This window comes from Bacillus sp. 522_BSPC, assembly GCF_001076885.1.
GTDB classification, from domain to species: domain Bacteria; phylum Bacillota; class Bacilli; order Bacillales; family Cytobacillaceae; genus Niallia; species Niallia hominis.
The window spans coordinates 1-26948 of the sequence record NZ_JVDT01000256.1 but is presented as its reverse complement, the minus strand read 5'-3'; the positions used below and the strand labels follow the sequence as shown (position 1 = coordinate 26948).

Below are 26948 nucleotides of genomic sequence, written 5' to 3'. Positions count from 1 at the left end.
AAGAGAGCTATGTGAAAGAAAAGGTGTCATTATACATGAAGCAAATGCCTGTCCGGATCATATCCATATGTTGGTTAGTATTCCACCAAAATTAAGTGTATCGCAGTTCATGGGTTACCTAAAAGGAAAAAGTAGCCTGATGATATTTGATCGACATGCGAATTTGAAATATCGCTATGGGAATCGGAAATTTTGGTGTCGTGGTTTCTACGTTGATACCGTGGGGAGAAATAAGAAACAAATACAAGAATATATAAGAAATCAGCTGAAAGAAGATTATATGGCTGATCAGCTAACGTTGTTCGAAGAATTCGATCCGTTCACGGGTGAGAAAAATCGGAAGTAAATAAAGAAATTCTTTAGAATTGGTGAGTGAATGTGGTGCAGAAGGGAAACCTTTTCAGTGGGCCTTTAAGGCCGAGGCCGGTAAGAGAGGCTTTTAGCCGCAGAGCAAACCACCAGTTCACACTGGTGGTTTTGATTTGAAAAATAGGAAGGAGAGCTAATACAACCCCCTTCGTATATTTAGTAAGATGGAAGGGAATAGGTAAAAAGTAATAGTTGGACCCACTTATAAACTTCAATTAGTCAAAACCAGATCAACTATCCATAACGGTTGGATGAACTAGCCATCAGTAAAGGCATGAAAGAAAATTTTCACTTTAATGAAATGGAAAGATAAAGATTGGAGGATGGTTTTTGTATGGCGAGATTTAACTTTTTAAAAGATAAGGCTCTGTTAAACTTTAATGTTGATTTTCTATGCAAAATTATCATTTTAAAATTTATCAAAAAATTTTAAAAATTTAAATGTATATATTTTTAAAGCGTGTTACATTCGAAATGTAACAAACAATACTAATTAAGAAAGGAAGAAAGAACTTAATGAAATTTAAAGTCGAAACACTCCCAAACTATCGCATTGCTTATATGCGACGAGTTGGTCAATATGGTCCAGCTAATATTGAAGTAATGGAGAAATTAAAAAAATGGGCTAAGGAGAAAAAACTTCTTGAATCTGCAATCCTATTTGCAATTCCACAAGATAATCCAGAAACAACATTAGCTGATAATTGTAGATTTGATGCCTGTATTGTTATTTCAACTGATTATCAAGTGGATGATTCAGTTTTCGAAGGTGAACTTTCTGGTGGAAAGTACCTTATTTACGAAGTTAAACATACAGCAGAAGATATTCAAAAAGCATATTCTGATATTTTTCCATCCCTACGAAGCAATGGGTATCAAATGGATAACAAACCCATTATGGAAAAATACATTGGTGATATGATTAGCAACCCTTATTGCGAAATATGTGTACCCGTAAAACCATTATAGTTTGATTAGCTTTTTTACTTGTTTACTTTTTCATCACCAGGAAATAAAAATTGAAGAAATAGAACAAGAAATTATCAGTACCACCAACTTCTTGTTCTATTTTCAATAATTGACCTGTTAGAAAAAGAATCATAACACTTTGAATTTAGACAGTCGTAAACTGTCATATGTGTCAGTCATTTCAAATACAAATGATGTTAATAGAAATTCCTTAATATGCTGTTTAGTGCTTTCGTTACTGCGACTGTCTACAAACAAGAACCAAGCAAGGTAATTGTCGAGATATTTGGTGGCGACACCTTTAAAGCGGTCAATCCACTTCTTCATCCGAGAATGAAAGCTGTTCACATTTTGAATGTGATATAAGCCTTTAATAACGTGCTTTCCATCATCTGATTTGATTCGGTAATGCTCTAATCCTTTTTCTTTCGCATACGTTTTGTAGGCTCTCCAAGCATCGGTGACAAGCACATTGTCGGAGGATAGTTTAGAGCCAATAAGTTTTTCAACTTTGGTCTTCACAATACGACCCATACAAGAAATTTTGGAGACAGTTGCTTTTGTGCGGTCTCTTGCGACAAGAACACATACTTGTTCGTGGCTAATTCCTCTGTGTTTGGATTTTCCTCCACGCTTTCGAGGCTTCCGTTCTGTAATGCCACGTTCTCCTTTTTGAGAGTACAAGAAATAGGTCTCGTCAACTTCAACGATACCTTCAAAATGGTCAAAATCTATTTGTTTTAAGGCAGACAGCAGTTTATGTCTCCAGTAAAAAAGCGTAACCCAAGTAATCCCTACGATTTCAGCCGATTTTCGCAGGGAATAGCCTTTGAACATACAGTCCACAAATGTAATCCATTCGTCACCTTTTCTGGTGCGATAAAGAACGGTATTAGTCGTATCCGTAAAGGTTTTACAACAACTTTTACAACGATACCGCTGACGACCTTTGACTTTTCCAAATCGAACAACGTGTTCTGAGGAACAATGAGGGCATTCAAATCCTTCCTTGAAACGAGTTTCTCTCATTTCATTGATAAGCCGACCACCAACGGAAGATGCAGGGTCAACATAGCGTTTTACCCATTGATAAACTTGTTCCTTTTTAGTATGAGACAATTTGTCGAGATACTTTAATAAATTATTAAACGCCTTGTCCACCCTAACCATCTCCCGAATGTTTGTTCTTATAATGATTATATCAAGAATTCGGACAAGCATCAAATATCAACATTTATCTTTAACAGAGCCAAAGATAAAAAAATAGAATTAGAGGAGCACCCTATAAAATTAGGTAACTTAGAATATTTATTAAACAAGGAAACGTTTTATGCCATATTTGAAAAACATCCGGATATTGTATTTACATTGGATATCCATGGAAAAGTATTGCATTATAATCCATCGTTTAAACAAATACTTGGTATGAAAAAAAGGACTTGGATAAAAACGTTAGTAAAATTTATATAAAAAAGCATCAACATATTAGAAAAAGTTATATAAATAAGGCATTAAGTGGAGAAAGTCAAAATTTCAAAGCTAAAATAATCCATAGGAATGGTCAAACACTAAACTTTGAAATTACATATATTCCAATTATGGGAGAAAAAGAGCAAGTCCTTGGCATTTATGGAATTGCAAAAGATATAACCTTGTTGACAAAGAATAGACAAGAGTTATTGAAAGTTAAAGAGAATCTTGAATTAGCCCAACAAGTAGCAAAGATCGGAAGTTGGGAATATGACATTGTCAAAGATCAAGTTTATTGGTCAAAGCAGATTTATGAAATATATGGAATTGATCAGAAAATGTTTACTCCTACCTATAAGAAAATAGTGGCCTTCGTTCATCCAGAAGATCGTCTATATTTCGATTCCATCTACGAAACTGCACTTAAGAATAGAGAAAGCTGCACAATGGAATATAGAATTAGAAGAATGGATGGTAATACTATTTATGTGTTTGTTCAAGCAGAATTGATTTTGGATGAAAATTCCCGTCCGATAAAATATGTAGGAGTTATTCAAGATATAACAAAAAGAAAAGTTGCAGAAAATAAGTTAGTAGAAGCTGAAGAGAGATTTAGAAATATTTATGATAATTTAGAGGTTGGCATTTGGTCTTTTGATGTTGTAAAAAATAAATTTCTGCTAACTTCCCCAGGTGTTAAATTTGTTACGGGATATAACACAGAAGAGATGAGGGAAATGGAATGGGAGTCTATTATTCATCCAGATGATTTATCAGACTATAGACAATTAAGGGGAAAATTATCGCATGGTGAATCCCTTACTCATACCTATCGAATTATCTCCAAACAAGGAGAAATAAAATGGGTGCAAGATCAAACGATACCTGTTTTAGATAAGGCAGGAGATGTAAAAAGATTAGATGGAATTGTTTCAGACATCACTTTTTTAAAGAAAAGTAAGGAAAAAATAACGCATTTAGCCTATCACGATTATTTAACTGATTTGTCTAATAAACGAATGTTTGATGAAAAGATGGAAGAAATAATTCAGACTTCCCAACGAAATAATCAAAATTTTTCTGTTCTATATTTGAATCTAGACAGATTTAAACAGATTAATGAGAGACTAGGTCATGTTATTGGCGATAAGCTATTACAACAATTTACAACAAGGTTGGATCGGAAGCTGAAAATGACTAATTATTTATTTGCAAGACTTGGTGGAGATGAATTCGGTATTCTGCTTTGGGATTTTGAGCAACCAGACTTTCCAGTAACGATTGCAAAGAGAATTATCGATTCCATGAAACTGTCTTTTATAATCGATGAATATGAATTGTTTGTAACGACAAGTGTTGGTATCAGTACTTTTCCAATTGATGGACAAACAAAAGAAGAACTAGTAAAAAAAGCAGACGCTGCTTTGCATAGAGCAAAGGAAATGGGCAAAAACAATTATCAAATTTATTCTACTTTGTTAAATATATCTTCCTTCAAGCAATTTCAGCTAGAAAGAGATTTATATAAAGCACTAGATCAAAAAGAATTTTTTCTTCAGTTTCAGCCTAGAGTAGAGGCGTCTTCTGGTAAAATGGTAAGTGCAGAAGCGCTTGTACGATGGGCAAATCCAGAATGGGGATATGTTTCTCCAAGAGAATTTATTCCCATTGCCGAAGAAAATGGGTTGATTCTACCTATTGGTGATTGGGTTTTTCGAGAGGTTTGTAACAGAATCTCCATTTGGAGAAGCATGAACCTACCTATTGTACCTATCTCTATTAATATTTCAGCGCAAAGATTATTGAAAAGTGATTTTATTCCAAATGTTATTCACACCTTAAGAGAAACGAATACAGATCCTTCCTTAATCGAATTTGAGATAACAGAGACTACTTTAATACAATATGAAGAAATTGTCACATTAGCTGTTCAACAATTGAAAAAAATTGGAATTCGTATTGCATTAGACGACTTTGGAACGGGTTATTCTTCGTTAACTTATTTAAAACAATATCCAATTGATACGATCAAGTTAGATCGGTCTTTTGTAAGGAACATAACTGATTCCAAAAAGGATGCAATGATTGTCAAATCGATGATCTTTTTAGCAAAAGGATTGGATATGAAAATTGTCGCAGAGGGCGTAGAAACAAAGGAGCAATTATCTTTATTAAAGCAACAAGAATGTGATGAAATACAAGGATTTTTATTTAGTAAATCAGTTGGAGAAGAAGTATTTCAATCCTTTTTGCAAAACAAGATTTTAAAACCAATAGATCCACAATGGGAGAGGGAAGATATGACAAATAGAAGGAATTTCTATCGGATTAATTTACTGCGTCCCTTACAGGCAACGATGTCTTTAGTATCCATTAAAGGGAAAAAAGTTAAGTTAGGGAAAACTGAAATTCTTATTGAAGATATAGGAATTGGTGGATTAAGAATTCTCTCGCATATAGATTTACCTGTTAGACCAGATATTGACTTACAATTTGAAACATTTATATTAAATGAGCATGTAGAATTGTCTGGACATATTGTCTGGAAACATGAAGTAAATGATATTTACCAATATGGTATCCAATTTGTAATGAAGAATAAAGAAAGAGATTATTTTGCCAAACTATTAAATAAATTTTCAGTGCAATATCGTAAAAATCCTTTATTAACCAATTGTAGTTTTATAAATGAGGAAAAAATAAGCTATCTTAAAAAGCTTCAATAATTAGGAAATTTTTCTTATATTATTATAGAGAAACTATGTGCAATCAATAAGAATTCAAGGAAATCTTTATGATTAATCAAATGGAGAAATTCTAAAGGGAAATCCAGCCTTTGAGGAGATGCTTGGGTGGAAAGTAGAAGAAATGATTATGCTATCTACATCCCCTATTTATCCAGAATTTCATCTAAAACAAGTAAATTACTTTCTAGAGGATTTAAGGAGTGGGCAAAGAATTCCGAGTTTTCAAACACAGTGAATGCGTAAAGATGGTGCTCTTATTGACGTAGTTGCTACGTATAGACCTGTTAATAAAGGAACTATTTTAGCTGTTGGCACTTACAAGGATGTAACGGAATATACACAAGTTTTGAAAAAACAAGAGGAAAGCGAGGAAAAGTTTGAACGTGTGGTAGAAGCTGCCCCTGAAGCCATCGTCATACTTACTGACGAAAAAATAAGCTTTATTAATCAAACTGGTTTAGAACTTCTAAAGGCGAAAAATAAGAATCAATTTACGATTGTCTTGCCGGAATTAAGTAAACTCGAGGATGTTTTCGATAGCTGGTAGAATTCTCAGAATAGTGAATGAAAAAATGTTGATAAGTGGAAATGAATTGGAGATTTCGACTAGTATAGGAATTTCCTTTTATGCGCCCCATTCCCCTTGTAATATAGAGGACTTATTTAAACAGGCGGATAAAGAATTATATAAAGTGAAAGAAAAAGGTGGGAATAGTTTTTCTTATAAACAAGAGTCTACTTAATAGAGCTTTTTTCATTATATTAAAAAATACCACAAAACAAAATGTGGTATTTTTTATTTTCTGCACTATTTCTTGGGTATGAAAGAAAGTAAGTTTGGGGTTTCTACTTGTAATAAGTTTTGACTTTTTCTAGCTTTATTGCTAATTTTTTATATGTAGTATTTCAACTTTTATCCATATTTACAAGGCAAACATTATTTTTTGATTACATTTATATAAGTTGTCATTTATTTAGGGTAAAATAAATTGCAAGCTTAAAAGAAAAGGAGAATTTCTTCATGAAAGGGATTATACTAGCTGGTGGAAGTGGCACGAGACTCTATCCACTTACTTTAGTGACAAGTAAACAGCTTTTACCAATTAACGATAAACCAATGATTTATTATCCACTTTCCACCTTAATGTTAGCGGGAATTAAAGATATTTTAATTATTTCAACACCAGAGGATACGCCTCGATTTGAAGCATTACTCGGGGACGGTTCTCAATTTGGAATTACCTTACAATATAAAGTGCAACCGAAGCCAGAAGGATTAGCGCAGGCTTTTATTATTGGCGAGGAATTCATCGGAAATGATTCTGTTGCGATGATTTTAGGGGACAATATTTATTATGGTAGTGGAATGAGAAAACTTCTGCAACGTGCTGCTAAAAAAGAGAGAGGGGCAACGGTATTTGGCTACCATGTACAGGATCCTGAGCGTTTTGGGGTAGTGGAATTTAATGCAGATGGAAAAGTCTTGAGCGTGGAAGAAAAACCGGAAGCTCCTAAGTCTAATTACGCGATAACAGGCTTATATTTTTATGATAATCGTGTTGTGGAGATTGCGAAAAATGTAGAGCCTTCTCATCGTGGGGAACTAGAAATTACCTCTATTAATGAAGCTTATTTGCGACTTGAAGAATTAGAAGTAGAATTACTTGGTAGAGGATTTACTTGGTTAGATACAGGAACCCATCAAAGTTTATTAGATGCATCTAATTTTGTTCGAACTATTGAAGACCATCAAGGTATTAAAATTGCTGCACCAGAGGAAATTGGTTATATTAATGGCTGGATTACGAATGATTCTCTAATCGAACAAGGGAATCTCTATTCCAAAACAGGTTATGGTCAATATTTATTAAAGGTCGCAAAAGGTGATATTAAATATTAAGCAGATTTGAGGTGCTTTAGGATGGAAATTACAGAAACATTTATCGAAGGGTTAAAAGTAGTGGAACCAAAGGTATTCGGAGACCATCGTGGTTGGTTTATGGAAACCTATAATGAAGAGAGCTTTCAAAAAGCAGGAATCAATATTTCATTTGTACAGGATAATCAATCCTTTTCTGCAACAAAAGGAACACTTCGCGGCTTGCATTATCAATTAAATCCAAAGGCGCAAACAAAATTAGTCCGTTGTACAAAAGGGGCTATTTATGATGTGGCAGTAGATATTCGTAAAAATAGTCCAACATTTGGAAAATGGTTTGGGATTGAGCTTTCTGCCGAAAATAAAAAACAGCTATTAATCCCACAAGGGTTTGCACACGGATTTATGACGATCACGGACGATGTCGAAGTGCAGTATAAAGTGGATAACCTATATGCTCCAGATTGTGACCGAGGCATTCTTTGGAATGATCCTGCTATTGGCATTGAATGGCCATTAGACATAACACCTGTTCTTTCCGAGAAAGATGAAAAAGCGCCATTACTAAAAGACGCTGAACACAATTTTACTTTTGGTGAAAATAAATGAAGATTTTAGTAACAGGCTATTCTGGGCAATTAGGCTATGATGTTGTTTTAGAAGGAAAAAAACGTGGATATGAAATGATTGGTGTTGGCCACAAGGAACTGGACATCACAAAGGAAGAACAAGTGCAAAGCTATGTACATACCGTGAAGCCAGATGCGATTATTCATTGTGCAGCCTATACGGCGGTGGATCATGCAGAGGACGATAAAGAAACCTGTTTCGATGTCAATGTGAATGGGACGAAGTATTTGGCAGCTGCGGCAAAAGGTATGGATGCTAAATTTATTTATATTAGTACAGACTATGTGTTTGAAGGCACAGGTACCGAGCCTTTTACGGAAGAAGATGCAGCAAATCCTGTTGGTTACTATGGATTAACAAAGTATGAAGGGGAAAAAGCTGTTCAGTCCCTATTGGACAAGTACTTTATTGTTCGTATTTCTTGGGTATTTGGCATCAATGGCAATAACTTTATTAAAACAATGCTTCGTCTGGCAGAAACAAGAGACGAATTGAATGTAGTAGGGGATCAATATGGTTCTCCTACCTATACCTTTGATTTAGCGAAGCTTTTAGTAGATATGGTAGAAACGGAGAAATACGGAGTTTATCATGCTTCTAATGAAGGGTTTACCACATGGGCAGACTTTGCGAAAGAAATTTTTCAAGTAGCGGGAAAAAAAGTGAAAGTAAATAGTATTACAACGGAAGAATATCCGACTAAAGCCGTTCGACCAAAGAACTCTCGTATGTCAAAGGACAAGCTAGAGAAGAATGGCTTTACCCGCCTTCCTGCATGGCAGGATGCATTAACGCGATATATCGTTGAATTACAAGAAGAGGTGAACTAAGGTGGCAAGAAAGAAAGTATTAGTAACAGGTGGCGCAGGCTTTATCGGCGGAAACTTTGTGCAATATATGGTCAACAAATATCCAGATTACGATATTTATAATTTAGATTTATTAACCTATGCAGGAGATTTAACGAAGCATAAGGAGATCGAAAAGAAGGATAACTATCATTTCGTAAAGGCCGATATTGCAGATCGAGACGCAATATCAGCTCTTTTTGAAAAGGAAAAGTTTGACTATGTGACTCATTTTGCAGCAGAAAGCCATGTGGACCGTTCGATTACAGATCCAGAAATCTTTGTCGTGACGAACGTTCTTGGTACGCAAGTGTTACTTGATGCGGCAAAAGAGATTGGTGTAAAGAAATTTGTTCATGTATCGACAGACGAAGTGTATGGAGAACTAGATTTCGATCCAACAACCTTCTTCACAGAAGATACACCATTACAGCCAAATAGCCCATATAGTGCAAGTAAGGCATCTTCTGATATGCTGGTTCGCGCTTACCATGAGACATTTGGCTTGCCAATTAATATTACACGTTGTTCGAATAACTATGGACCATACCATTTCCCAGAGAAGTTAATTCCATTAACGATTTCTCGCGTATTAAATGATCAAAAGATTCCTGTTTATGGAGACGGTAAAAACATTCGTGATTGGTTGCATGTATTGGATCACTGTGCGGCAATTGATTTAGTGCTTCATGAAGGAGCAAATGGCGAAGTGTACAATGTTGGTGGTCATAACGAACGTACAAACCTAGAAGTAGTAAAAACAATCATTAGTACATTAGGCAAGTCAGAAGAGTTAATCGAATTCGTAACCGATCGCTTAGGTCATGATAAACGCTATGCGATTGATCCAACTAAACTTGAAGCGTTAGGTTGGAAACCAACCTATACATTCGAATCTGGGATTGCCCAAACGATTCAATGGTATCTAGACAACAAAGAATGGTGGGAGCAAATCATTAGCGGCGAATATCAGAATTATTTTGAGAAGCAGTATACTTTGTAAGAAGATAATTATTAATATAGGAAGAGTTAGCTTTTAAATGCTAAAAGGGCCTGTCTTTATAGTGTATTTCACTATTAGACAGGCCCTTATTGCTTTGGAGGATTGTTTCTGAAATATTTATATACTCGTTTGTTAAGATATAGAAAGAATTAAAGAATCTAGTTTAGATTTTCTGCCTTCAAAAACGGTGGTAATGGAGTATTCCCCGACTGGAATATCAAATGTTGCTACTACTTTCGCTTGTTTTCCATCGCCAATAAGAAAAGCTTTTACTTTCCTTTCTTGGTTATTATCTCCGTCTCCCATTTCCTTTAAGATAATCGATCCTTTTATTTTCGTTTCACCAAAGACTTGTACATTTGGTAACTCAATTGTAATAGTCCTTTGATCTTTTTCTTTTTCAATCTGCAAATCCTCATTTTGGGGATTTGCAACACTAACAATACTATGAACCTTACTTCCGATATCAAGGCTAAGTAATTGGGATTTATTTGTATAGGACACGGCGGTTCTTCCATTAACAAGGGCTGCTTCAATATACCCTTCTGACCCTACAATTCCTCGATGGAAAGTCATACCAAGAGCGGAAAATCTTGCAGCGATATCCCATGGACTTTTTCTTAAAGGAGAACCCATTGCTGCATTTTCCATATTAATGCTAAATTGCATATTTCCTTTAAAAGTGATTTTAGATTCTGGTAAATGCCTTATTTCAACACGAGAAGAAGATACGGGAGTCTCCCAAGTAACTCTTGTATTTCGATCCTTTATACTTGCTTTAAAGGAATTATCCTTTATTTCTTCGGTTAGGTCTAAATAGTGATCAGGAATGATTTGTTTTAAATCAGAAGGAATAGCTCTGAAAATTCTCTCTTCCGTATACTCCAACAAATAAGGACGCTTTTCGTCAACGGACATTTCTGTTTCAACATCTAATGTCAATAATCCATCTTGCCATTGAACATTTTTAGCATAAGGTCTAGCGGTTATTCCTTTATCATTTTTAGCTAATTCTTTTAAAGCTTCTAAATTATTATTTCGCAATAAATAAGAACGTAATTGATTTATTTTATTTAGTTCATCATCAATATATAAAGGAATCAGGTCTTCTGCCACTTTTTTTGCATAGTCAAATTCAATCTGGATTCTATCTTCGGATTTATCAAGCAGCCATGCACCTAGTATTCCAAGAACTCTCGATTGATACCAATGTTTTAACATAAAATCGAGATCTTCTTTGTTGGAAATGGTTTCTGTAAAAAATGTAATTAATTTACGAATTTGCTCCCATTTTTCATGAGGGTCTCTTCCAAAACTGCTAGAGTTATTTGCTCCAGTATCAATCCAATAGTAAGAAGGATAATCTGCTAAAATGGCAACTTTAGCACCACATGAAAAAACTTTTGTATTAAAGTAAACATCTTCCCATAAGACTCTAGCACCTTCATTAAACGTTATATCATTTTCCAATAAAAATTCTCTACGGTAAAATTTATGTGGTGTCATTGGTAATAGAGACTGAATGCCAAGTTTTTCAGCTGAAGGATTATTTTCTTTAAATTGATCCCAGCCCCAAGACCATCCTTTTGTTCGAACTTCTTTAGCATTTACAACATCAGCATTATTTGCAATCCCATATTCATAAACTTTCTCGAATGTCTCAGGGAAAACTGTATCATCATGATCTAAATAAAGAATATAATGACCACTTGCTAACTTTGTTCCTACATTTCGCGGTCTGCTTCCCCAGCCGGAATTCGGAATTTGCTGAACAATTATATTAGATCTCTCTGTTGCTAATTCTTTCAGAACTTCATATATATTGGTTGTAGATCCGTCATCAATAAAGATGATTTCATATTCGTCCATACTCATTGTTTGAGCATCGATAGATTTAATTAAACGATCTAAAGCTTCTGGATCTGTGTTGTATGTAGGTATCATTACACTTATTTTAACTAGCTTTTCCTTCTTTGAAGAACCCAGCGAAAGGAATAATTCCTTAATACTTCTTAATTTTCGGTTCATCTTCTATTTCCTCCGATTTTGAAAATGTTTATTATCTACATTTTTTTTCCTAAGTAAATAATATAACATAAATCCACCATAATACACTATTAACAACCCTTTATGTTAGGTATCATTTCCTTTTGTTATATGCCTATAGATGGTGGGGGAACATTTCTCTAACTTTTAGGGGGATTGAGGAGAATGGCTTACTTGATAAAGTGAAATTCAAGCAGATTAGTTTGTTTCCAGGATAGCAATTGATATGATAAAGAATGAATTCAACATGAAAGGACGTTGCAAAATGGCAAATTTAAATATACCTTTATCTGTACTAAACCTTGCTCCTATTCGCGAGGGACAAAATTCTAAAGAAGCCATTGAATCAATGGTGGATTTAGCTCAAGCAACTGAAAAAATGGGTTATAAAAGATATTGGATTGCAGAACATCATAATACAGCTACACTTGTTAGTTCGGCGACAGCAATATTAATAAAGCATACGCTTGAACATACAAATAGTATTAGTGTAGGATCTGGTGGAGTGATGCTACCTAATCATTCTCCACTAGTTGTAGCAGAGCAATTTGGAACGATGGCGACAATCTATCCAAATCGCGTGGATTTAGGGCTTGGGAGAGCTCCTGGAACGGATATGCTAACCGCAAGCGCCTTGAGAAGATCGCAAAAGGATTCTGTCTATACGTTTCCAGAGGATGTTAATGCTCTTCTGACATATTTTGGTCCAGAAGAAGATCAAGGGTATGTAAAAGCCCATCCAGGTGTTGGAACCAATGTACCGATTTACATTCTTGGTTCTTCCACTGATTCCGCCTATTTAGCGGCAAGCTTAGGATTGCCTTATGTTTTTGCTTCTCATTTTGCGCCAAGATATATGGCAGATGCAATTAAGATTTATCGTGATCGTTTCAAGCCTTCGAAGTATTTAGATAAACCTTATATGATGGTTTGTTTAAATTTAATTGCTGCTGAAACGGATGAAGAGGCTGCTGTTTTACAGACATCCACTCATCAGTTTTTCCTTAATGTAGTACGTGGTACACAAATGCCTCTTCAGCCACCAGTGGAAAGCCTAGATGGACTTTGGAACCCACAGGAAGAAGAAATGGCAAAATCAATGTCAAGTGTTACTCTATTGGGAAGTAAAGATTCGGTTCGTAAGCAGCTTACAGCTTTTCAAGAACGCTTTAATGTGGACGAGATCATGGCTGTTTCATATATTTATGACCCTGACAAGCAGAAACGCTCTTATGAAATATTAAGAGAAGTGGTAGAGGGGAAGTAAGTTTAAGAACCAAGGTTTGATAAATTGTGTTTATAAAAAGGGTACTGAATCTCCGATGGAGCCAGTACCCTTTTAAATTATTTATCCTTTTTATCCTCTTTTTTCTTCTCTTGTTGCTTCTCTTTTTGCTCTTCCGTAATTTTAAAATCACGATCCACCGTTTTGTTTTTCAAATCTTCATTTTTAACCATAACTATAAACGCCTCCTTTTTCTTTTATATAGACGTTTTAAAGTAGATTAAACCAAAATTTAATAGGAAGAAGTGGAATTATTTTGTATTTGGGAGGAGGGAATCAGAGGGACGGTTTTACTGATTCCGTTTTTATAGAAGCAAAAAGATAGGGAAACGGTAGAGCTATCCCTGTGAAGACTGTTCTAAATCCCTTATTACCAACTTGCTTTTTTTAGTCCAGGAATTTGGCCTTTGTAGGCTAATTCTCTTAAGCAAATTCTGCATAATTTAAATTTTCGGTAAACAGAATGAGGTCTGCCGCATTTTTCGCATCTTGTATATTCTTGTACTTTATATTTAGCAGTTCTTTTTTGTTTATTTACTAATGCTTGTTTAGCCATTATCCAGCCTCCTTTTATAATTATTATAACTTAATAGTTATTTTAATTAAATAGGGGATTAATGGTAGATAGAGCGCTGATTCTCCTAAATCCCTTTTTTACTTTGTACTTAGTAAGTGGAACTAGAAATACTAGAGGTACCGTCTTTATTGAGTACTTTAAATGAAACTCGGGTATTACTACTAATAGAGGGAGGTGATAGATAATGACAGATAAAAAACAACCAGGTTTGAATAATGCACAAATAAGTATGGATAATCCCGAGCAATATCCAACGGAAAATGAAAGTTTATTTGATAAATTTGAAAGTGAATTAAATGTAGATCCAATCCCTATGGAAGATCTGAAAGAAGAGCTACGAGAAGAAAAAGCTAAGCATGATACAAAAAATACGTCTTCAAGTGAAAAAAAGTATAAGACAGGGATGTAAGGAAAGCTATGGGACGGTTCTCCTGTTTCCGTTTTTTTTGCAAAACTAGAAAAGGGAAGCGGAAGAACCGTCCCATTGAGTATAGAAAAAAAGAGGCCAAGTAACTGGCCACTTTTTCTAAGAAAATTACTTGCTATTTACTTACCTTGCAGCTTCTCCCAAGCAGATACTGCAATTGGTGTGCAAATGTCACCAACCACACTTAAAAGACCAAGCACAAGCTCTATCACTAGCAACCATCTCCTTTATGTTTATAATACCATAAAATGGCATACCTGAGATGTTGTTATCTATAGAAAAGAAGCAGAAGAACCGTTCCTCTGCTTCTGCCTTGCTCTTATCTCTTAGGGAATGCAACAGCATATTGCTTAGGCATTTCTGTTTCTTTGCGTAGCTGTGCAGCAGCTTCAATTGTCCAATATGGATTACGAAGCATGCCTCTTCCCACTGCAACAAGATCAGCATCTTCATTGCCAATGACAGAGTTTGCTAATTCTGCTGAGTCCAATCTTCCAACAGCGATAACTGGTACACTTAACTCTTGTTTAAAGGCACGAGCTAAAGGAACCTGATAGGCAACGTGTGTGCCAGGTCGTCCCGCTGCAGCAATTGGACCTTCTCCACCTGCACTAACATGGAAAATATCTACGCCAGCTTCTTCATATTTTTTAGAAAATGCAACACTTTCTTCAATATCATATCCGCCTTCAACGTACTCTTTTCCAGAAACTCGCATGATTAACGGCATATCAGCTGGCATTTCTTCTTTAACTGCTTTAATGATTTCCACACCAAACTTCGTTAAATCTTGGCCATATTCATCTTCACGCTTGTTAGTGTATGCAGACTGGAACTGATGAATTAAGTACCCATGAGCCCCATGCAACTCGATTGTATCAAAACCAGCTTTAATCGCACGAACAGTCGCTTTGCGGAATTTTTCTACCATTTCTTCAATTTCTGCAGTAGTTAATTCTCTTGGTGTTTTCGATTTATCATCAAATGGAATAGCTGATGCAGAGACTGGCTGTGGTGCATCTTCTGCCTTTCTGCCAGCATGAGCAATTTGGATACCCACTTTTGCACCGTATTGATGACAAGCATCAACAATTCGTTTTAGTGGAGCAATATGCTCGTCAGACCATAAACCTAAATCGTTATCTGTAATGCGACCGTCCGGTTCTACATCTGTCATTTCAATAATGATTAACCCAGCACCACCGATTGCACGACTTACATAGTGAACATAGTGCCAATCTGTTGCGATTCCGTCCTTTTTCTCCACTGAATATTGACACATTGGAGGCATTACAACACGGTTTTTTAATTCTAGTCCTTTATATGAAAAAGGAGTAAATAAATCCTTCATAACCAAGCCTTCTTTCATTGAAAATTATATTGTTTGTCTAAAAAGGTACCACCAGCTAGAGCTTATTTCAACTATTATGCTTCCCGATAATATGATTTTTCAGAACTATTATGTATAAAAAAATGTAACAAATTCGAATGAGTTTCAAAAGAAAGAAGAATCGAAAAAGCTAATAGTAAAAAATTAATCATTAAAAATATTTATTATCGAAAAATATAGTGCCTAGGTTTTTTCAAAATGAAAATTTTAGGAATCAGTGGAAGCAATAAGAATTTAGCTGATTCTGATGACGGATATGTCGAAAAATATGTCAGATTTTCATTATAGAAGAATAAAGTTATTGATTGAATATTTTGAAAATAAAGAAAATTATATGATTGTTCAACTTTACCGTAACAAAGTATCGCTATATAATAATTTTAATATTCAGACAAATTGATAGGGAATATGACAAAACTAACGATAAAATAACTACATACTAAGAATAATGTGATATTTTCTGACAAAACAACTAGATTATTCCATTAATGTACTAGATAGAAAAAGAAAGATGTAGTAAAAAACAAACTAATACATAAGGAGAATGAGAATGAAAAGGAATCACTTTAGGTATTTTATTTTTAGTATTTTGATGGTCTTATTTTTAAGTGCATGTACTGACGAAAGTAATCCTACAAGTTCTACTGAGGACGATACGACAAGTAGTAATGAGCCAACCCCTGGTGGTACGTTAGTGAGGGCTGCTATTTACGGGGATCCACAAAATTTGGATCCAATGGCCAGGTCTCATGGTACTTCGACATCCATGGTAACTTGGAATATCTTTGAACCACTTATTCGTTATGACGCGGTAGCTGGAGAATTCAAAGCAGGAAATGCGTCGGAATGGGAAATTAGTTCAGATGGTTTAACTTATTCTTTTACCCTTAATTCAGATGTTACCTTTCATAATGGAAGAGTGGTAACTGCCGAAGATTTTAAGTATTCGATGGAGAGAGTAATGAATCCTAAAAATGCTTCTCCCAATGCAGGAAACTTGCAAGCAATTAAAGGATCAAAGGAGTTTATGAGTGGGAATGCAAGCGAAGTAACAGGTATTAAAGTAATAGATGATACGCATATAGAAATTAGTTTAGATAAGCCAGACAATACTTTCCTTTCCGTCTTATCTTTACCATTTACAGCTGCTGTTCCTAAAGAGGTAGTGGAAGAAAAAGGAGATAAATTTGGCGAAGAACCAGTTGGAGCAGGTCCTTTTAAATTTTCTAGTTGGGTTCGAGGTAGTGAAATTGTTTTGGAAAAAAATGTAGACTACTTCGCAGGTGCACCTTATCTAGACAAAGTTGTCTATAAAGTTATGGAAGACCAAACAGCGAGAGATAATTCATTCGCTTCAAGACAATTGGATATGATGGTACTGGGAGATGCTCAGTATGCAAGATATAAAAATGATCCCACTTATGGTGATTTGATAGTAGAAGTACCAGAATTATTTACAAGGAATTTGAAGTTTAATCTTGAAAAAGATGGTCCATGGCAAGATGTTCGTGTTAGACAAGCGATAAACTACGCAATTGATCGAGATACAATTATCCAAACTGTAATCCAAGGGAAGGCTTACCCAGCGGTTGGAGTACTCCCTTCGTCCATTCAAGGCTATAACGAAAAAGTAACTACTTATCAATATGATCCAGAAAAAGCAAAGGCTTTATTAGAAGAAGCAGGATATGGTGATGGATTTACACTAAACATTCTTACGACCTCTCACCCTGCATTCGGCTTGCCAGCAGTAGAGGCATTGAGTGGATATTTAGAAGAGGTCGGAATTACGGTTAAGACAGAGCAAGTCGATTTTGCTGCAATGACAGACCGATTAAACAATGGAGATTTTGAGACGGCGATGTCTTCAAATGGAGGGATGACGCATCCTGTAGAGTTTTTATCTCGTTATTTCCATAGTAAAAACGCTGGTGCATCCGGTAATACAAGTCATTATACCAATGATAAGGTAGATGAATTGCTAGATAAGGCGTCACAAACAACAGATGAATCGGAAATGATTGCATTAGCTCAGGAAGCAGAAGAAATTATTGTAAATGATGCACCTTGGTGGTTCTTTAACTATAACAAGGCAGTAATTGTTCATCAGCCTTGGGTGAAGGGTCTGCAGGAAATGCCGACAGATATTGACTATCAAGACTTAACAAAGGTTTGGATTGATGAAAGTCTAAAATAGTATTCTAGCTAATTAATGATTTTTAAATAAAAAAGCTTTTGAGTAATAGCAACAAACTTTAAGAAAACAGCCAAAATAAATAATGAGAGGTGGACAATGCTAAATTACACGATAAGACGGCTTTTGGAAGCTATTCCAATATGGATTGCAATTACCTTAATTGTATTTATTTTGATGAATATTATTCCAGGTGACCCAGTAGCTCAATTAATGGATGCGAGAAGTGGTGCGTTGGATGAGAATGTGATAAAGCAAATAAGAGAACAGTGGGGGCTTAATGATCCCCTGCCTCTCCAATATTTACATTTTCTTCAAGGGGTAGTTCAAGGTGATTTTGGCACTTCCTATCAATCTAGAAGTTCTGTAACGGAGCTGCTTATGGAAAGAATCCCAGTAACCTTGCAAATCACCGTTCTTGGATTAATCATTGCTATCGTAATCGGAATTACTGTTGGAACCATTGGAGCTTTAAAAAGAGGTACTTGGATTGATTCTTTAGTAAGTTCCTTTTCCGTATCTGGCGTTTCCTTGCCATCCTTTTTTCTAGGATTAATTCTCATGTATCTGTTTGCAGTAAAAATTAGGCTGCTTCCGGCAACAGGCTATGTGGCGGGGGATATAAGGTATTTACTATTACCATCCCTAACCCTAGCTCTTGCTGTAAGTGGTGTAATTTCAAGAATTACTAGATCAGCAATGATTGATATTTTACGCATGGATTATATGACAACAGCTATTTCAAAGGGAATTTCCTCAGGTAGAATTATTATTTTACATGCATTAAAAAATGCAATGCCACCTATTTTAACGATAATTGGGGTTCAAATGGGATTGTTATTATCTGGAGCAGTTATTACAGAAACAATTTTCGGATTGCCAGGTGTAGGCCGATTGATGATCGATGCGATATTGCAGCGAGATTTACCAATTGTGCAAGGCTGTGTTGTTTTTGTTGCTACTGTTTTTTTATTAGTGAACTTACTCACTGATATAGGATGTAGATTAATCGATCCGAGAATCAAAGTAGAGTCTTAAAAAGGATGGAGGAATATAAATGGAGACCGTAAATTCTCCCACAATAAGTGCTGATAGAGGCATACTTATTAAGAAGAAAAAGAAAAGAAGGATGAAATTTTCTTTTTCTTATATTGGAATTGGATTAATGCTTGTTATTGTATTAGGCACATTATTGGTACCCTTTATTTCTTCGTATAATCCAAATACCAATGATTTAACACAGACATTACAAAAGCCTTCTGCGACTCATTGGTTTGGAACAGACCATTTAGGAAGAGATCTTTTTACAAGGGTTTTATATGGAGGGCAGAAATCTCTAATTATTGCAATCGTGGTTCAGCTTTTATCTATATCTATTGGTACTTTATTAGGCTTGCTGTCTGGCTATTTTTCAGGAAAAACAGATAAGGTAATCATGGCAATTACCAATATTATGTTTAGCTTTCCTGGACTGTTATTTGCCATTGCGATTATGGCGGCATTAGGACCAGGGATATTTAACTTAATCCTTGCGTTAGGGATTGTAAGCTGGCCAGAAATATGCCGATTGGTTCGGTCACAAACTCTATCCTTAAAGGAACAGGAGTTTGTGGAAGGTGGTCACGCTCTTGGCGCAAGTATCTTTCGCATTTTATTTCGTTATATTTTACCTAATTGTTATGGACATATTGCTGTTATTGCTACATTAGGTATGGCATCTACCATTCTCGCAGAATCATCGTTAAGTTTTCTTGGTTTAGGTGTACAGCCACCTGATCCTAGCTGGGGATCAATGGTCAATCAAGGAAAGGATTATATGTTTAATGCTCCTTGGTATTTATTTATTCCTGGTGCAGTGATGTTTATTGTCATATTAGGAATAAATTTAGTAGGAGATACATTTAGAGACTATTTTGATCCAAGAATGAAAAATTCATGATAAAAGATAAAGGAGGGTACTGCAATTGGGGATGATACTAGATGTTCAAGATTTGAAAGTAGGATATAACAAGAACGGTGATATAGTTCATGTTTTAAAACAAGTAGACTTTTCTTTAGAAAAAGGAGAGACGCTTGGCATAGTTGGGGAGTCAGGCTGTGGAAAAAGTATGACTTCCTTAGCAATAATGGGACTTCTAAAAAACAAAGGTCTTCTAGCTACGGATGGGAAAATAGTTTGGGAAGGAAAAGATTTGCTAACATCTACAAACACTGAATGGAAAAGTATTCGCGGAAAAGAAATATCAATGATTTTTCAAGAACCGATGACAGCACTTAATCCTTTATTAACAATTGGAACGCAAATAATGGAACAATTAGCTGCACATGATCGATTAAGTAAAAAGGAAAGAATAGAAAAGGCGATTGAAATGTTGAATTTAGTAGGAATCCCTTCCCCTGAGCTACGGATGAAGTCATATCCACATGAGCTTTCTGGAGGAATGCGGCAAAGAGTAATGATTGCGATGGCTATTTCTTGTCAGCCGCGTCTATTAATTGCAGATGAACCAACAACGGCTTTAGATGTAACGATACAAGCACAAATCTTAGATTTACTTGCTGATTTAACAAAAAAACTAGATATGGCGATGATTTTAATTACACATGATTTGGGAGTTGTCGCTAATAACTGTCAAAAAGTTATTGTAATGTATGCTGGTCGAGTGATGGAGGAAGCAAGTAAAGACCAGTTGTTTGAAAAGGCATATCATCCCTATACACAAGGATTATTACAGTCTGTTACTTCCATTGAAGAGAAAATAGACGAATTATATTCCATTCCTGGTCGAGTTCCCATGGCGGATGAGGAGATACAAGGATGTATTTTTCAAGACCGTTGTCCATTTGCTGGCCAAAAATGTCAGATGCAGCAACCGCCACTAACTGAGATAGAAGGTAATCGCAAAGTCAGTTGTTGGAGATACAAGGAAATTGCAGAAGGGGTTGCATCATAATGGAGCATGTTGCCGAGAAAGAAGTGTTATTGGAAATAAAATCGCTTAAAAAGTATTTCCCAGTAAAAAGAGATATTCTTCAAAAATTAACAAGAAAAAATCAAAAGGTCGTTAAGGCAGTGGATGATGTCAATTTTAAAGTTTATAAAGGAGAGACATTAGCATTAGTTGGAGAATCAGGATGTGGGAAGAGTACAACCGGTCGATCTTTATTGCGGCTAATTGAACCAACGGCAGGAAATGTTTATTTTGAAGGAAAGGATATTGTTACCTATTCAAAGCAAGAATTAAAAAATATTAAAAAGGATATGCAAATAGTCTTTCAAGACCCCTTTGCATCCTTACATCCAAGAATGACGGTAGAAGAAATCATTGCGGAGCCTTTATCTATTCATAAAGTTGGTAGTCGAGAAGAAAGACGCAAGAAAGTGGAATATTTAATAGAAAAAGTTGGTTTGTCCCCTCAAATGAAAAAAAGATATCCCCATGAATTTTCAGGAGGACAAAGACAAAGAATTGGGATTGCAAAGGCATTAGCGCTAAATCCTAAGTTTATTATTTGTGATGAGCCTGTATCTGCATTAGATGTTTCTGTTCAAGCACAAGTTATTAATCTCTTTAAAGAGTTACAAAAGCAATTTTCCCTTACGTATCTATTTATCTCTCATGATCTTAGTGTAGTAAAACATGTCTCCGATCGAGTAGGGGTGATGTATTTAGGAAAAATAGTGGAGATTGCTAATACGGAGGATCTATTTTCACGGCCAGCTCATCCCTATACGCAAGCTTTGTTATCTGCAAGACCAGTTATTGATGAGAAAAATAGAATGGAACGGATTGTATTAGAAGGGGAATTGCCGACCCCCCTTAATCCGCCAAGCGGTTGTCGTTTTCATACAAGGTGCCCATTTAAAATGGAAAAATGTATGCAAGTAGAACCGACAGTAAAGGATTTAGGAACTAATCATCAAGTAGCTTGCCATTTACATTCATGAAATACTATTAAAATAATACGAGGTGAACAGATTGTATATTCTAGTTAATGAAGGAATCATTCCAAGAAGTTCTTTTTCCGTTGATATTGAAGATCGAGGCTATCAATTCGGTGATGGAATCTATGAAATGGTAAAGGTATTTGAAGGAGTCCTATTTGAGTGGGAAGCTCATTTGCAAAGGCTTTTTCGGAGTGCTCGGGAGCTAAGGATTACTATTTCGATGAATAAAGAAGAGTTAACGGAGCAGGTTCAGCGATTAATAGCTATTGAGGATTTAAGAGATGGTTATGTCTATATTCAAGTTACAAGAGAGGTAGCCTCACGTATTCATCATTTTCCTGAAGGTGTTTCTTCTGTATTAGTAGCTTATACAAAAGAAGGGAAAGAAGAAAGAAAAGAAGAGCTAGCAGGAATTCGAGTAATCACTACAGAGGATATTCGTTGGCAACGTGTGGATATTAAAAGCCTTAATTTACTAGGAAATGTACTTGCAAAACAAAAAGCGGTGGAAGCAGGCGCTCAAGAAGCTGTTTTTGTTAGAGATGGAATGGTGACTGAATGTAGCAGCAGTAATATTTTCGGCATAAAGGATGGTGTTTGTTTTACACATCCAGCCAATCATTTGATTTTAAACGGAATAACAAGACAAGTTGTGATTCGTTTATTAGAAAAGGTTTCATTAGAGTTAGAAGAATCACCGATGAAATTAGAAGCGTTATATGGAATGGATGAAGTATTTATAACCAATACAGGTCAAGAGGTTGGTCCAGTTATTGAAATAGATGGTAGAAAGGTTGGGAATGGAGATATAGGAGTATATAGCCGCAACCTTTCGATCGAGTTTCAGCGATTAATTGACTCTGTTGTACCAAGCAAACGGTAAATTTGATGTAATTTTAATATGCTTATGCTTGGTGTTTTTTCATAGAGTTATTTAAAGATAAGGAGCCAGCCTGACTAAATGCATGAAAACAGAAAAATATAGGAGGAAATATATGGAGTTAGTAAAAGATTATCCATTATCAAAGAGGTTTCCAGAATTGCCTTTATTATCTGCAGCTAATACGAAAAAGCATTCCGATTTGATTCCATTTGCCTTTGGTCATCCTGCGCAAGAATCATTTGATGTTCCACTATTGTCTCAATCAGCTGTGTCAGCATTACAATTAGATGGTCCAAGGGCTTTGCAATATTCGGGAGGATCCGGTCCTGACTTTGTTGTAAACTGGATCCAACAAAGATCAAAATATGTATCTATTTCAGTAGAAACACAAAATATTCTTGTTACGGCTGGTTCTATGCAAGCTATCGACTTAGCCACGAGAACCTTAACAGATCCTGGTGATCATGTTTGGGTAGAGGCACCGACTTTTTTTGGGGCAATAAGACAATTCTCTCTAGCTGAATTAAAGATTTCCTCTATACCAGTGGATCATAATGGATTATTGACAGACGAGCTCGAAAATAAATTGAAGGAAGCAGTTAAGAATAATGTGCCTATACCCAAGTTTATTTATGTGATGCCAAACTATCATAATCCTACTGGAGTTTGTTTATCGATAGATAGAAGAAAGAAGCTTGCTGAACTTGCCTATGAATATAATTTTTATGTGCTTGAGGATGATGCTTATGTAGAGCTTAGTTTTTCAGGAAAGAAACTACCCTCCATTTATACCTTTGGACCGAAAAGGGTTATCTATTTAAGTACTTTTTCCAAAACAATTGCACCAGGAATTAGAATGGGCTGGGCTTTAGCTGATGATGAACAAATAATCTTGCGAATGAAAATGTTAAAATCCGATGGATCCACAAGTGTCTTTGTCCAAGAAATTATCTCCCATTTCTTGTCAGATGTTAAATTTGACTACCATATGAAAAGAATAAATGAATTATATTGTACTAGAAAAGATGCAATGATTAGTGCTGTGAAGGAATGCTTTGGCAAAGAAGTGACATATACAGAGCCAGAGGGAGGATTCTTCCTTTGGTTAAGCTTTCCCGAAAAAGTAAATACAAGTGAATTTGCAGGTGATGCACTTGCAAGAGGGGTTAGTTTTATTGAAAGTAAATACTTTTATATAGATGGTGCAGAAACAAATCACATCAGATTAAGCTTTACCTTTACAAATGAAGAGGAGATTAAAAAAGGGGTTCAGCGAATTGCAGAGTCGTATTACCGATACAAAAAAAGCATCGAAGTATTAAACGAGGTGTAAAAATGGAAAAAGTAATAGTAGAGAAAAAGCAGCCCAAAGTTTATTTTAGACGAAATGTTCCAGAAGAGTTCTTGTCGAAATACAAAGAAATTTCCCAGGTAATAATTGAACCTTGGGATTTTAAAGGAGAACAACCAATTCCAACAAAGGATTTAGAGGATTGTGATGTGTTATTTACGGTGGGACTGAAGGACGATTTAGAAATTTTAAAGTATGCACCTAATATTAAATGGATTCATTCCGTTAGTGTAGGAATAGATGCGATGTTAAACGAACAAATTAAAAATAGTGATATCGTAATCACGAATTCAAAAGGAGTTACTTCTATTCCAATTGCAGAGCATACTATCGCTTTGATTACATCCTTTGCAAGGGGACTTCCTAAACAGTACAAAAATCAGGCAAGGCAATTATGGACCGATATATCTGTCATTGATTTAGATACATCAACTGTTGGAATCATTGGATATGGAGAAATAGGATACCAGATCGCTAAAAGGTGTAAAAGTTTAGGGATGAAAGTAATTGGCTGTCGTCGGAATTCTAATGGGAAAAGAAGAGAAGATTGTCCAGCAGATTCTGTTGTCGATCTTTCCGAAGTAAATAAAGTAATCGAATGCTCTGATTTTATCGTGCTTGCATTGCCGGCTACAGAAGAAACCATTCATTTTATGGATAAGTCACGATTGAAAAAGATGAAGAAAAATGGCTATTTGATAAATATAGGAAGAGGAAATACTATTGTGGAAAAAGATTTATTAGATGTTCTTAAGGAGGGAGAAATAGGAGGAGTAGCCTTAGACGTCTTTGATAAAGAGCCACTACCTAAGGAACACCCATTTTGGATGCTCGATAATGTCATTATTACTCCTCATATAGCATACAAGTCTGCTAGACATGCAGAAAGAGTATTTATGATGTTTTTGCAGAATTTACAACTCTATTCAGAAGGAAAACCATTATTAAATGTAGTCAATAAACAGCTGGGATATTAGGAATCAGATGATTGAAAGCTATTATCATAGAGGGGAAATAGCTTTCTTAACATTAATGTTTTTTCACTTAGAAAATGAGATAGATTGTATGAGTAAAATGTTTGTGGGTAGAAAATAATTTACCCTCTGGTTTGGTTGGTGGTCGTTAGACCGCCAACCAAACGCAAGCGCGGTAGTATGAGCAAAAATAAAGAAAAAGGGACTTTCTTTTTGTATAGTAGTGTTTGCGGACAAAACATACAAAAGGAGAAAGTCCCTATGAAACAAAATACCATAAAACTACCTACATTAAAAGAAATAGAAAGTGATTTATTTAAAACATTACAGGAAACTTTTTCGGAAGTTCTCGAGGAGCTGTTAACTGGGTATGACAGAGAAATAGCTGAACAACGAGATAAAGGAAGATATCAACTCAAAGATAAGAGAGCGATTCAGATGGACACCTTATTTGGATCTGTTTCAATTAAGCGAAATTACTATTGGGATCGTATCGGCAACAAATATGTCTATTTATTAGATCAATATTTACAGTTTGAGGGCGGTAAAGGATTTAGTCCAGTTGTGGAAGAAATGGCGATGGAATTGGCGGTTACTGGGCCATCATACAGACATGCATCTTCTACGTTAGAAAAATTACTTGGATACTCTGTAGCTAGTCATGAAGCGATTCGTCAACATTTATTACAAACAGAAGTTGTACCGAGCTTGCCAATCGAACCAAAAAGAAAGGTATTATTTATCGAAGTAGATGGCTTATTTATTAAACGGCAAGGTGGTAAGAAGCGCGGACGAGAAGAAAAGATCGCAGCTATCCATGAAGGTTGGTCTATGAATGGAAAGAGAGCCAGTCTTGTGGGAAAACGGCATTTTATTCATAAAGCAGAAGCACCTTTCTGGGAAGAGTTAGAACAATTTTTAATGGATACGTATCATTACGATCCAACTACTCATCTTTTAGCTATCAATGGGGACGGAGCTAGTTGGATAACTGCGTGCAGAGAGTATTTTCAAAAGAAAGCTTTTTTCACGATAGACAGATTCCACGTAGCTCGAGAAATCCAACGTATTTTTAAAGAACATCCTAGATATAAAGCGATACGAAAAAAGCTAGCTAAGTATGATGGAGAGGGATTATTAGTAGAGTTAAATAGTGCAGTGGCGACCCTGGATACAGAGAAAAAAGAAGAACGATTAGAAGCATTAATTAACCAGCTTTCTCCATATCCCGAGGCACTTGGAGACTATAGAATTTGGTTACAGGAACAAGGAATAGATACGAGTGATATGCGTCCGATGGGCAGCGCAGAAGGAACCATGAGTGTGTTTGCCAAGCGTCTGAAAAACGGAAGGGCATGGAGTGAAAAAGGAATAGATGCATTTATTCGATTCATGGTTGGCTTAAAAGATGGATTAGATATTAAAACACTGATCGGAACAATGACGAAACGATTGGAAGAGAAGGAATCAAATCATATAAAACCAAAATACTACCGTGAAAAACTAACCAAAACAGCAGGACAGGCAACAAGACAAAACATTGCCTATTTGAGTCAAACAACAGGAAAGCCACTATATCATGCGTTAAAAGCATTACAAGGATTTTAAAAAGGATTGTCGACGTTTAACTGTAAACTGTATTCTAAAAGGTTATGGATTTTAACAACATAGAAAACGCAGAGTGGATTGGAGCGAAAGGCACTTGACTCCTGCGGGACATAGAGGAAAGGTCGAGACCCCACAGCCGGAACGGCGAGGAGGCTCGACTTCCTCCCCGCGGAAAGCAAGTGCCTGTAGCGGAAAGGAACGGTCTATTGATCCCAAAAAATTTTACGAAAACAGCCTGACTATAAATAGAGTAAGTATAGAAAGCGTTAACAATAGAGATAGCAAACACACTGAAAAAGAGAGAAATTCCGACGATAAAAAATTTCTCCCACAAATACTTGACTCAAAC

26 protein-coding genes are annotated in these 26948 nt (G+C 35.7%); 22 read left to right on the top strand and 4 right to left on the bottom strand.

From position 1 onward, the window contains the following. Both tnpA and ADJ83_RS21530 read left to right on the top strand, forming a co-directional pair. Window positions 1-346, top strand: a 346-nt coding sequence (gene tnpA / locus ADJ83_RS21535) for an IS200/IS605 family transposase (protein WP_048718401.1), incomplete at its 5' end; no start/stop codon positions are given. A 539-nt stretch (window positions 347-885) separates the two neighbouring features. Further along, entirely contained in the window at window positions 886-1338 is a 453-nt protein-coding gene (locus tag ADJ83_RS21530) for an AraC family transcriptional regulator (protein WP_048719068.1), read from the top strand. 129 nt (window positions 1339-1467) lie between these two features. On the opposite strand, the gene ADJ83_RS21525 is transcribed toward ADJ83_RS21530, so the two are convergent. Then, entirely contained in the window at window positions 1468-2499 is a 1032-nt protein-coding gene (locus ADJ83_RS21525; RefSeq protein WP_048719066.1) for an IS1595 family transposase, read from the bottom strand. On the opposite strand from ADJ83_RS21525, the gene ADJ83_RS26985 reads away from it, so the two are divergent. The 9 genes from ADJ83_RS26985 to rfbB all read left to right on the top strand — a co-directional run bounded on the left by ADJ83_RS26985 (window position 2479) and on the right by rfbB (window position 9915). Beyond that, on the top strand, window positions 2479-2808 hold the full coding sequence (locus ADJ83_RS26985; RefSeq protein WP_152910854.1) for a PAS domain-containing protein: 330 nt from the start codon (window positions 2479-2481) through the stop codon (window positions 2806-2808). The two genes, ADJ83_RS21525 and ADJ83_RS26985, sit on opposite strands and share 21 nt — an antisense overlap. Next, window positions 2778-5534 carry an EAL domain-containing protein gene (locus ADJ83_RS21520; protein ID WP_048719065.1) on the top strand — a complete coding sequence of 919 codons (2757 nt, stop codon included), beginning with the start codon at window positions 2778-2780 and terminating at the stop codon, window positions 5532-5534. The genes ADJ83_RS26985 and ADJ83_RS21520 overlap by 31 nt, the downstream gene beginning before the upstream one ends. Window positions 5535-5622: 88 nt before the next feature. Beyond that, on the top strand, window positions 5623-5790 hold the full coding sequence (locus ADJ83_RS26980; protein ID WP_396953878.1) for a hypothetical protein: 168 nt from the start codon (window positions 5623-5625) through the stop codon (window positions 5788-5790). Then, on the top strand, window positions 5791-6102 hold the full coding sequence (locus ADJ83_RS21515) for a PAS domain-containing protein (RefSeq protein WP_031538484.1): 312 nt from the start codon (window positions 5791-5793) through the stop codon (window positions 6100-6102). Beyond that, entirely contained in the window at window positions 6083-6298 is a 216-nt protein-coding gene (locus ADJ83_RS26975) for a diguanylate cyclase domain-containing protein (protein ID WP_081836670.1), read from the top strand. The genes ADJ83_RS21515 and ADJ83_RS26975 overlap by 20 nt, the downstream gene beginning before the upstream one ends. Window positions 6299-6576: 278 nt before the next feature. Beyond that, window positions 6577-7455, top strand: a complete 879-nt coding sequence (rfbA, locus tag ADJ83_RS21505) for a glucose-1-phosphate thymidylyltransferase RfbA (RefSeq protein WP_031538488.1) — start codon at window positions 6577-6579, stop codon at window positions 7453-7455. A gap of 21 nt (window positions 7456-7476) precedes the next feature. Further along, window positions 7477-8043 (top strand): dTDP-4-dehydrorhamnose 3,5-epimerase, encoded by a 567-nt coding sequence (gene rfbC / locus ADJ83_RS21500; RefSeq protein WP_031538490.1) that lies wholly within the window; start codon window positions 7477-7479, stop codon window positions 8041-8043. Then, the gene (rfbD, locus tag ADJ83_RS21495) at window positions 8040-8894 is read left to right on the top strand and encodes a dTDP-4-dehydrorhamnose reductase (protein WP_048719063.1); all 855 of its coding nucleotides are present in this window, start codon (window positions 8040-8042) and stop codon (window positions 8892-8894) included. Before rfbC ends, rfbD begins: the two co-directional genes overlap by 4 nt. Window position 8895: 1 nt before the next feature. Next, on the top strand, window positions 8896-9915 hold the full coding sequence (rfbB, locus tag ADJ83_RS21490; protein ID WP_031538493.1) for a dTDP-glucose 4,6-dehydratase: 1020 nt from the start codon (window positions 8896-8898) through the stop codon (window positions 9913-9915). Between the two features lie 132 nt (window positions 9916-10047). Here the strand turns inward: rfbB and ADJ83_RS21485 are convergent, their stop codons facing one another. After that, window positions 10048-11943, bottom strand: a complete 1896-nt coding sequence (locus tag ADJ83_RS21485; protein WP_031538495.1) for a glycosyltransferase family 2 protein — start codon at window positions 11941-11943, stop codon at window positions 10048-10050. A gap of 283 nt (window positions 11944-12226) precedes the next feature. On the opposite strand from ADJ83_RS21485, the gene ADJ83_RS21480 reads away from it, so the two are divergent. After that, window positions 12227-13228, top strand: coding sequence for an LLM class flavin-dependent oxidoreductase (locus ADJ83_RS21480; protein ID WP_031538497.1), 1002 nt, complete (start codon window positions 12227-12229; stop codon window positions 13226-13228). Between the two features lie 388 nt (window positions 13229-13616). Here the strand turns inward: ADJ83_RS21480 and ADJ83_RS21475 are convergent, their stop codons facing one another. Continuing rightward, window positions 13617-13802: a type Z 30S ribosomal protein S14 gene (locus ADJ83_RS21475; RefSeq protein ID WP_031538499.1), complete on the bottom strand. Its 186-nt coding sequence runs from the start codon at window positions 13800-13802 to the stop codon at window positions 13617-13619. A 205-nt stretch (window positions 13803-14007) separates the two neighbouring features. On the opposite strand from ADJ83_RS21475, the gene ADJ83_RS21470 reads away from it, so the two are divergent. Next, on the top strand, window positions 14008-14232 hold the full coding sequence (locus tag ADJ83_RS21470) for a hypothetical protein (RefSeq protein WP_031538501.1): 225 nt from the start codon (window positions 14008-14010) through the stop codon (window positions 14230-14232). A 337-nt stretch (window positions 14233-14569) separates the two neighbouring features. Here the strand turns inward: ADJ83_RS21470 and ADJ83_RS21465 are convergent, their stop codons facing one another. Next, window positions 14570-15601, bottom strand: a complete 1032-nt coding sequence (locus ADJ83_RS21465; RefSeq protein WP_031538503.1) for an NADH:flavin oxidoreductase/NADH oxidase — start codon at window positions 15599-15601, stop codon at window positions 14570-14572. A 589-nt stretch (window positions 15602-16190) separates the two neighbouring features. On the opposite strand from ADJ83_RS21465, the gene ADJ83_RS21460 reads away from it, so the two are divergent. The 9 genes from ADJ83_RS21460 (at window position 16191) to ADJ83_RS21420 (ending at window position 26599) form a co-directional block, all read left to right on the top strand. Further along, entirely contained in the window at window positions 16191-17837 is a 1647-nt protein-coding gene (locus ADJ83_RS21460) for an ABC transporter substrate-binding protein (RefSeq protein WP_031538505.1), read from the top strand. Window positions 17838-17933: 96 nt separating this feature from the next. Further along, complete coding sequence (locus ADJ83_RS21455) at window positions 17934-18872, top strand: ABC transporter permease (RefSeq protein ID WP_031538507.1); 939 nt, start codon at window positions 17934-17936, stop codon at window positions 18870-18872. A gap of 19 nt (window positions 18873-18891) precedes the next feature. Further along, window positions 18892-19773 (top strand): ABC transporter permease, encoded by an 882-nt coding sequence (locus ADJ83_RS21450; RefSeq protein WP_048719059.1) that lies wholly within the window; start codon window positions 18892-18894, stop codon window positions 19771-19773. A 25-nt stretch (window positions 19774-19798) separates the two neighbouring features. Next, entirely contained in the window at window positions 19799-20788 is a 990-nt protein-coding gene (locus tag ADJ83_RS21445; protein WP_081836672.1) for an ABC transporter ATP-binding protein, read from the top strand. After that, entirely contained in the window at window positions 20788-21783 is a 996-nt protein-coding gene (locus ADJ83_RS21440; RefSeq protein ID WP_031538513.1) for an ABC transporter ATP-binding protein, read from the top strand. Before ADJ83_RS21445 ends, ADJ83_RS21440 begins: the two co-directional genes overlap by 1 nt. A gap of 31 nt (window positions 21784-21814) precedes the next feature. Beyond that, window positions 21815-22666, top strand: coding sequence for a D-amino-acid transaminase (gene dat / locus ADJ83_RS21435; protein WP_048719056.1), 852 nt, complete (start codon window positions 21815-21817; stop codon window positions 22664-22666). A gap of 112 nt (window positions 22667-22778) precedes the next feature. After that, window positions 22779-23999, top strand: coding sequence for a PLP-dependent aminotransferase family protein (locus tag ADJ83_RS21430; RefSeq protein ID WP_031538517.1), 1221 nt, complete (start codon window positions 22779-22781; stop codon window positions 23997-23999). Between the two features lie 2 nt (window positions 24000-24001). Next, window positions 24002-24994, top strand: a complete 993-nt coding sequence (locus tag ADJ83_RS21425) for a D-2-hydroxyacid dehydrogenase (RefSeq protein ID WP_031538519.1) — start codon at window positions 24002-24004, stop codon at window positions 24992-24994. Between the two features lie 258 nt (window positions 24995-25252). After that, the gene (locus ADJ83_RS21420; protein WP_048717475.1) at window positions 25253-26599 is read left to right on the top strand and encodes an ISLre2 family transposase; all 1347 of its coding nucleotides are present in this window, start codon (window positions 25253-25255) and stop codon (window positions 26597-26599) included. The last annotated feature ends 349 nt before the right edge of the window (window positions 26600-26948 follow it).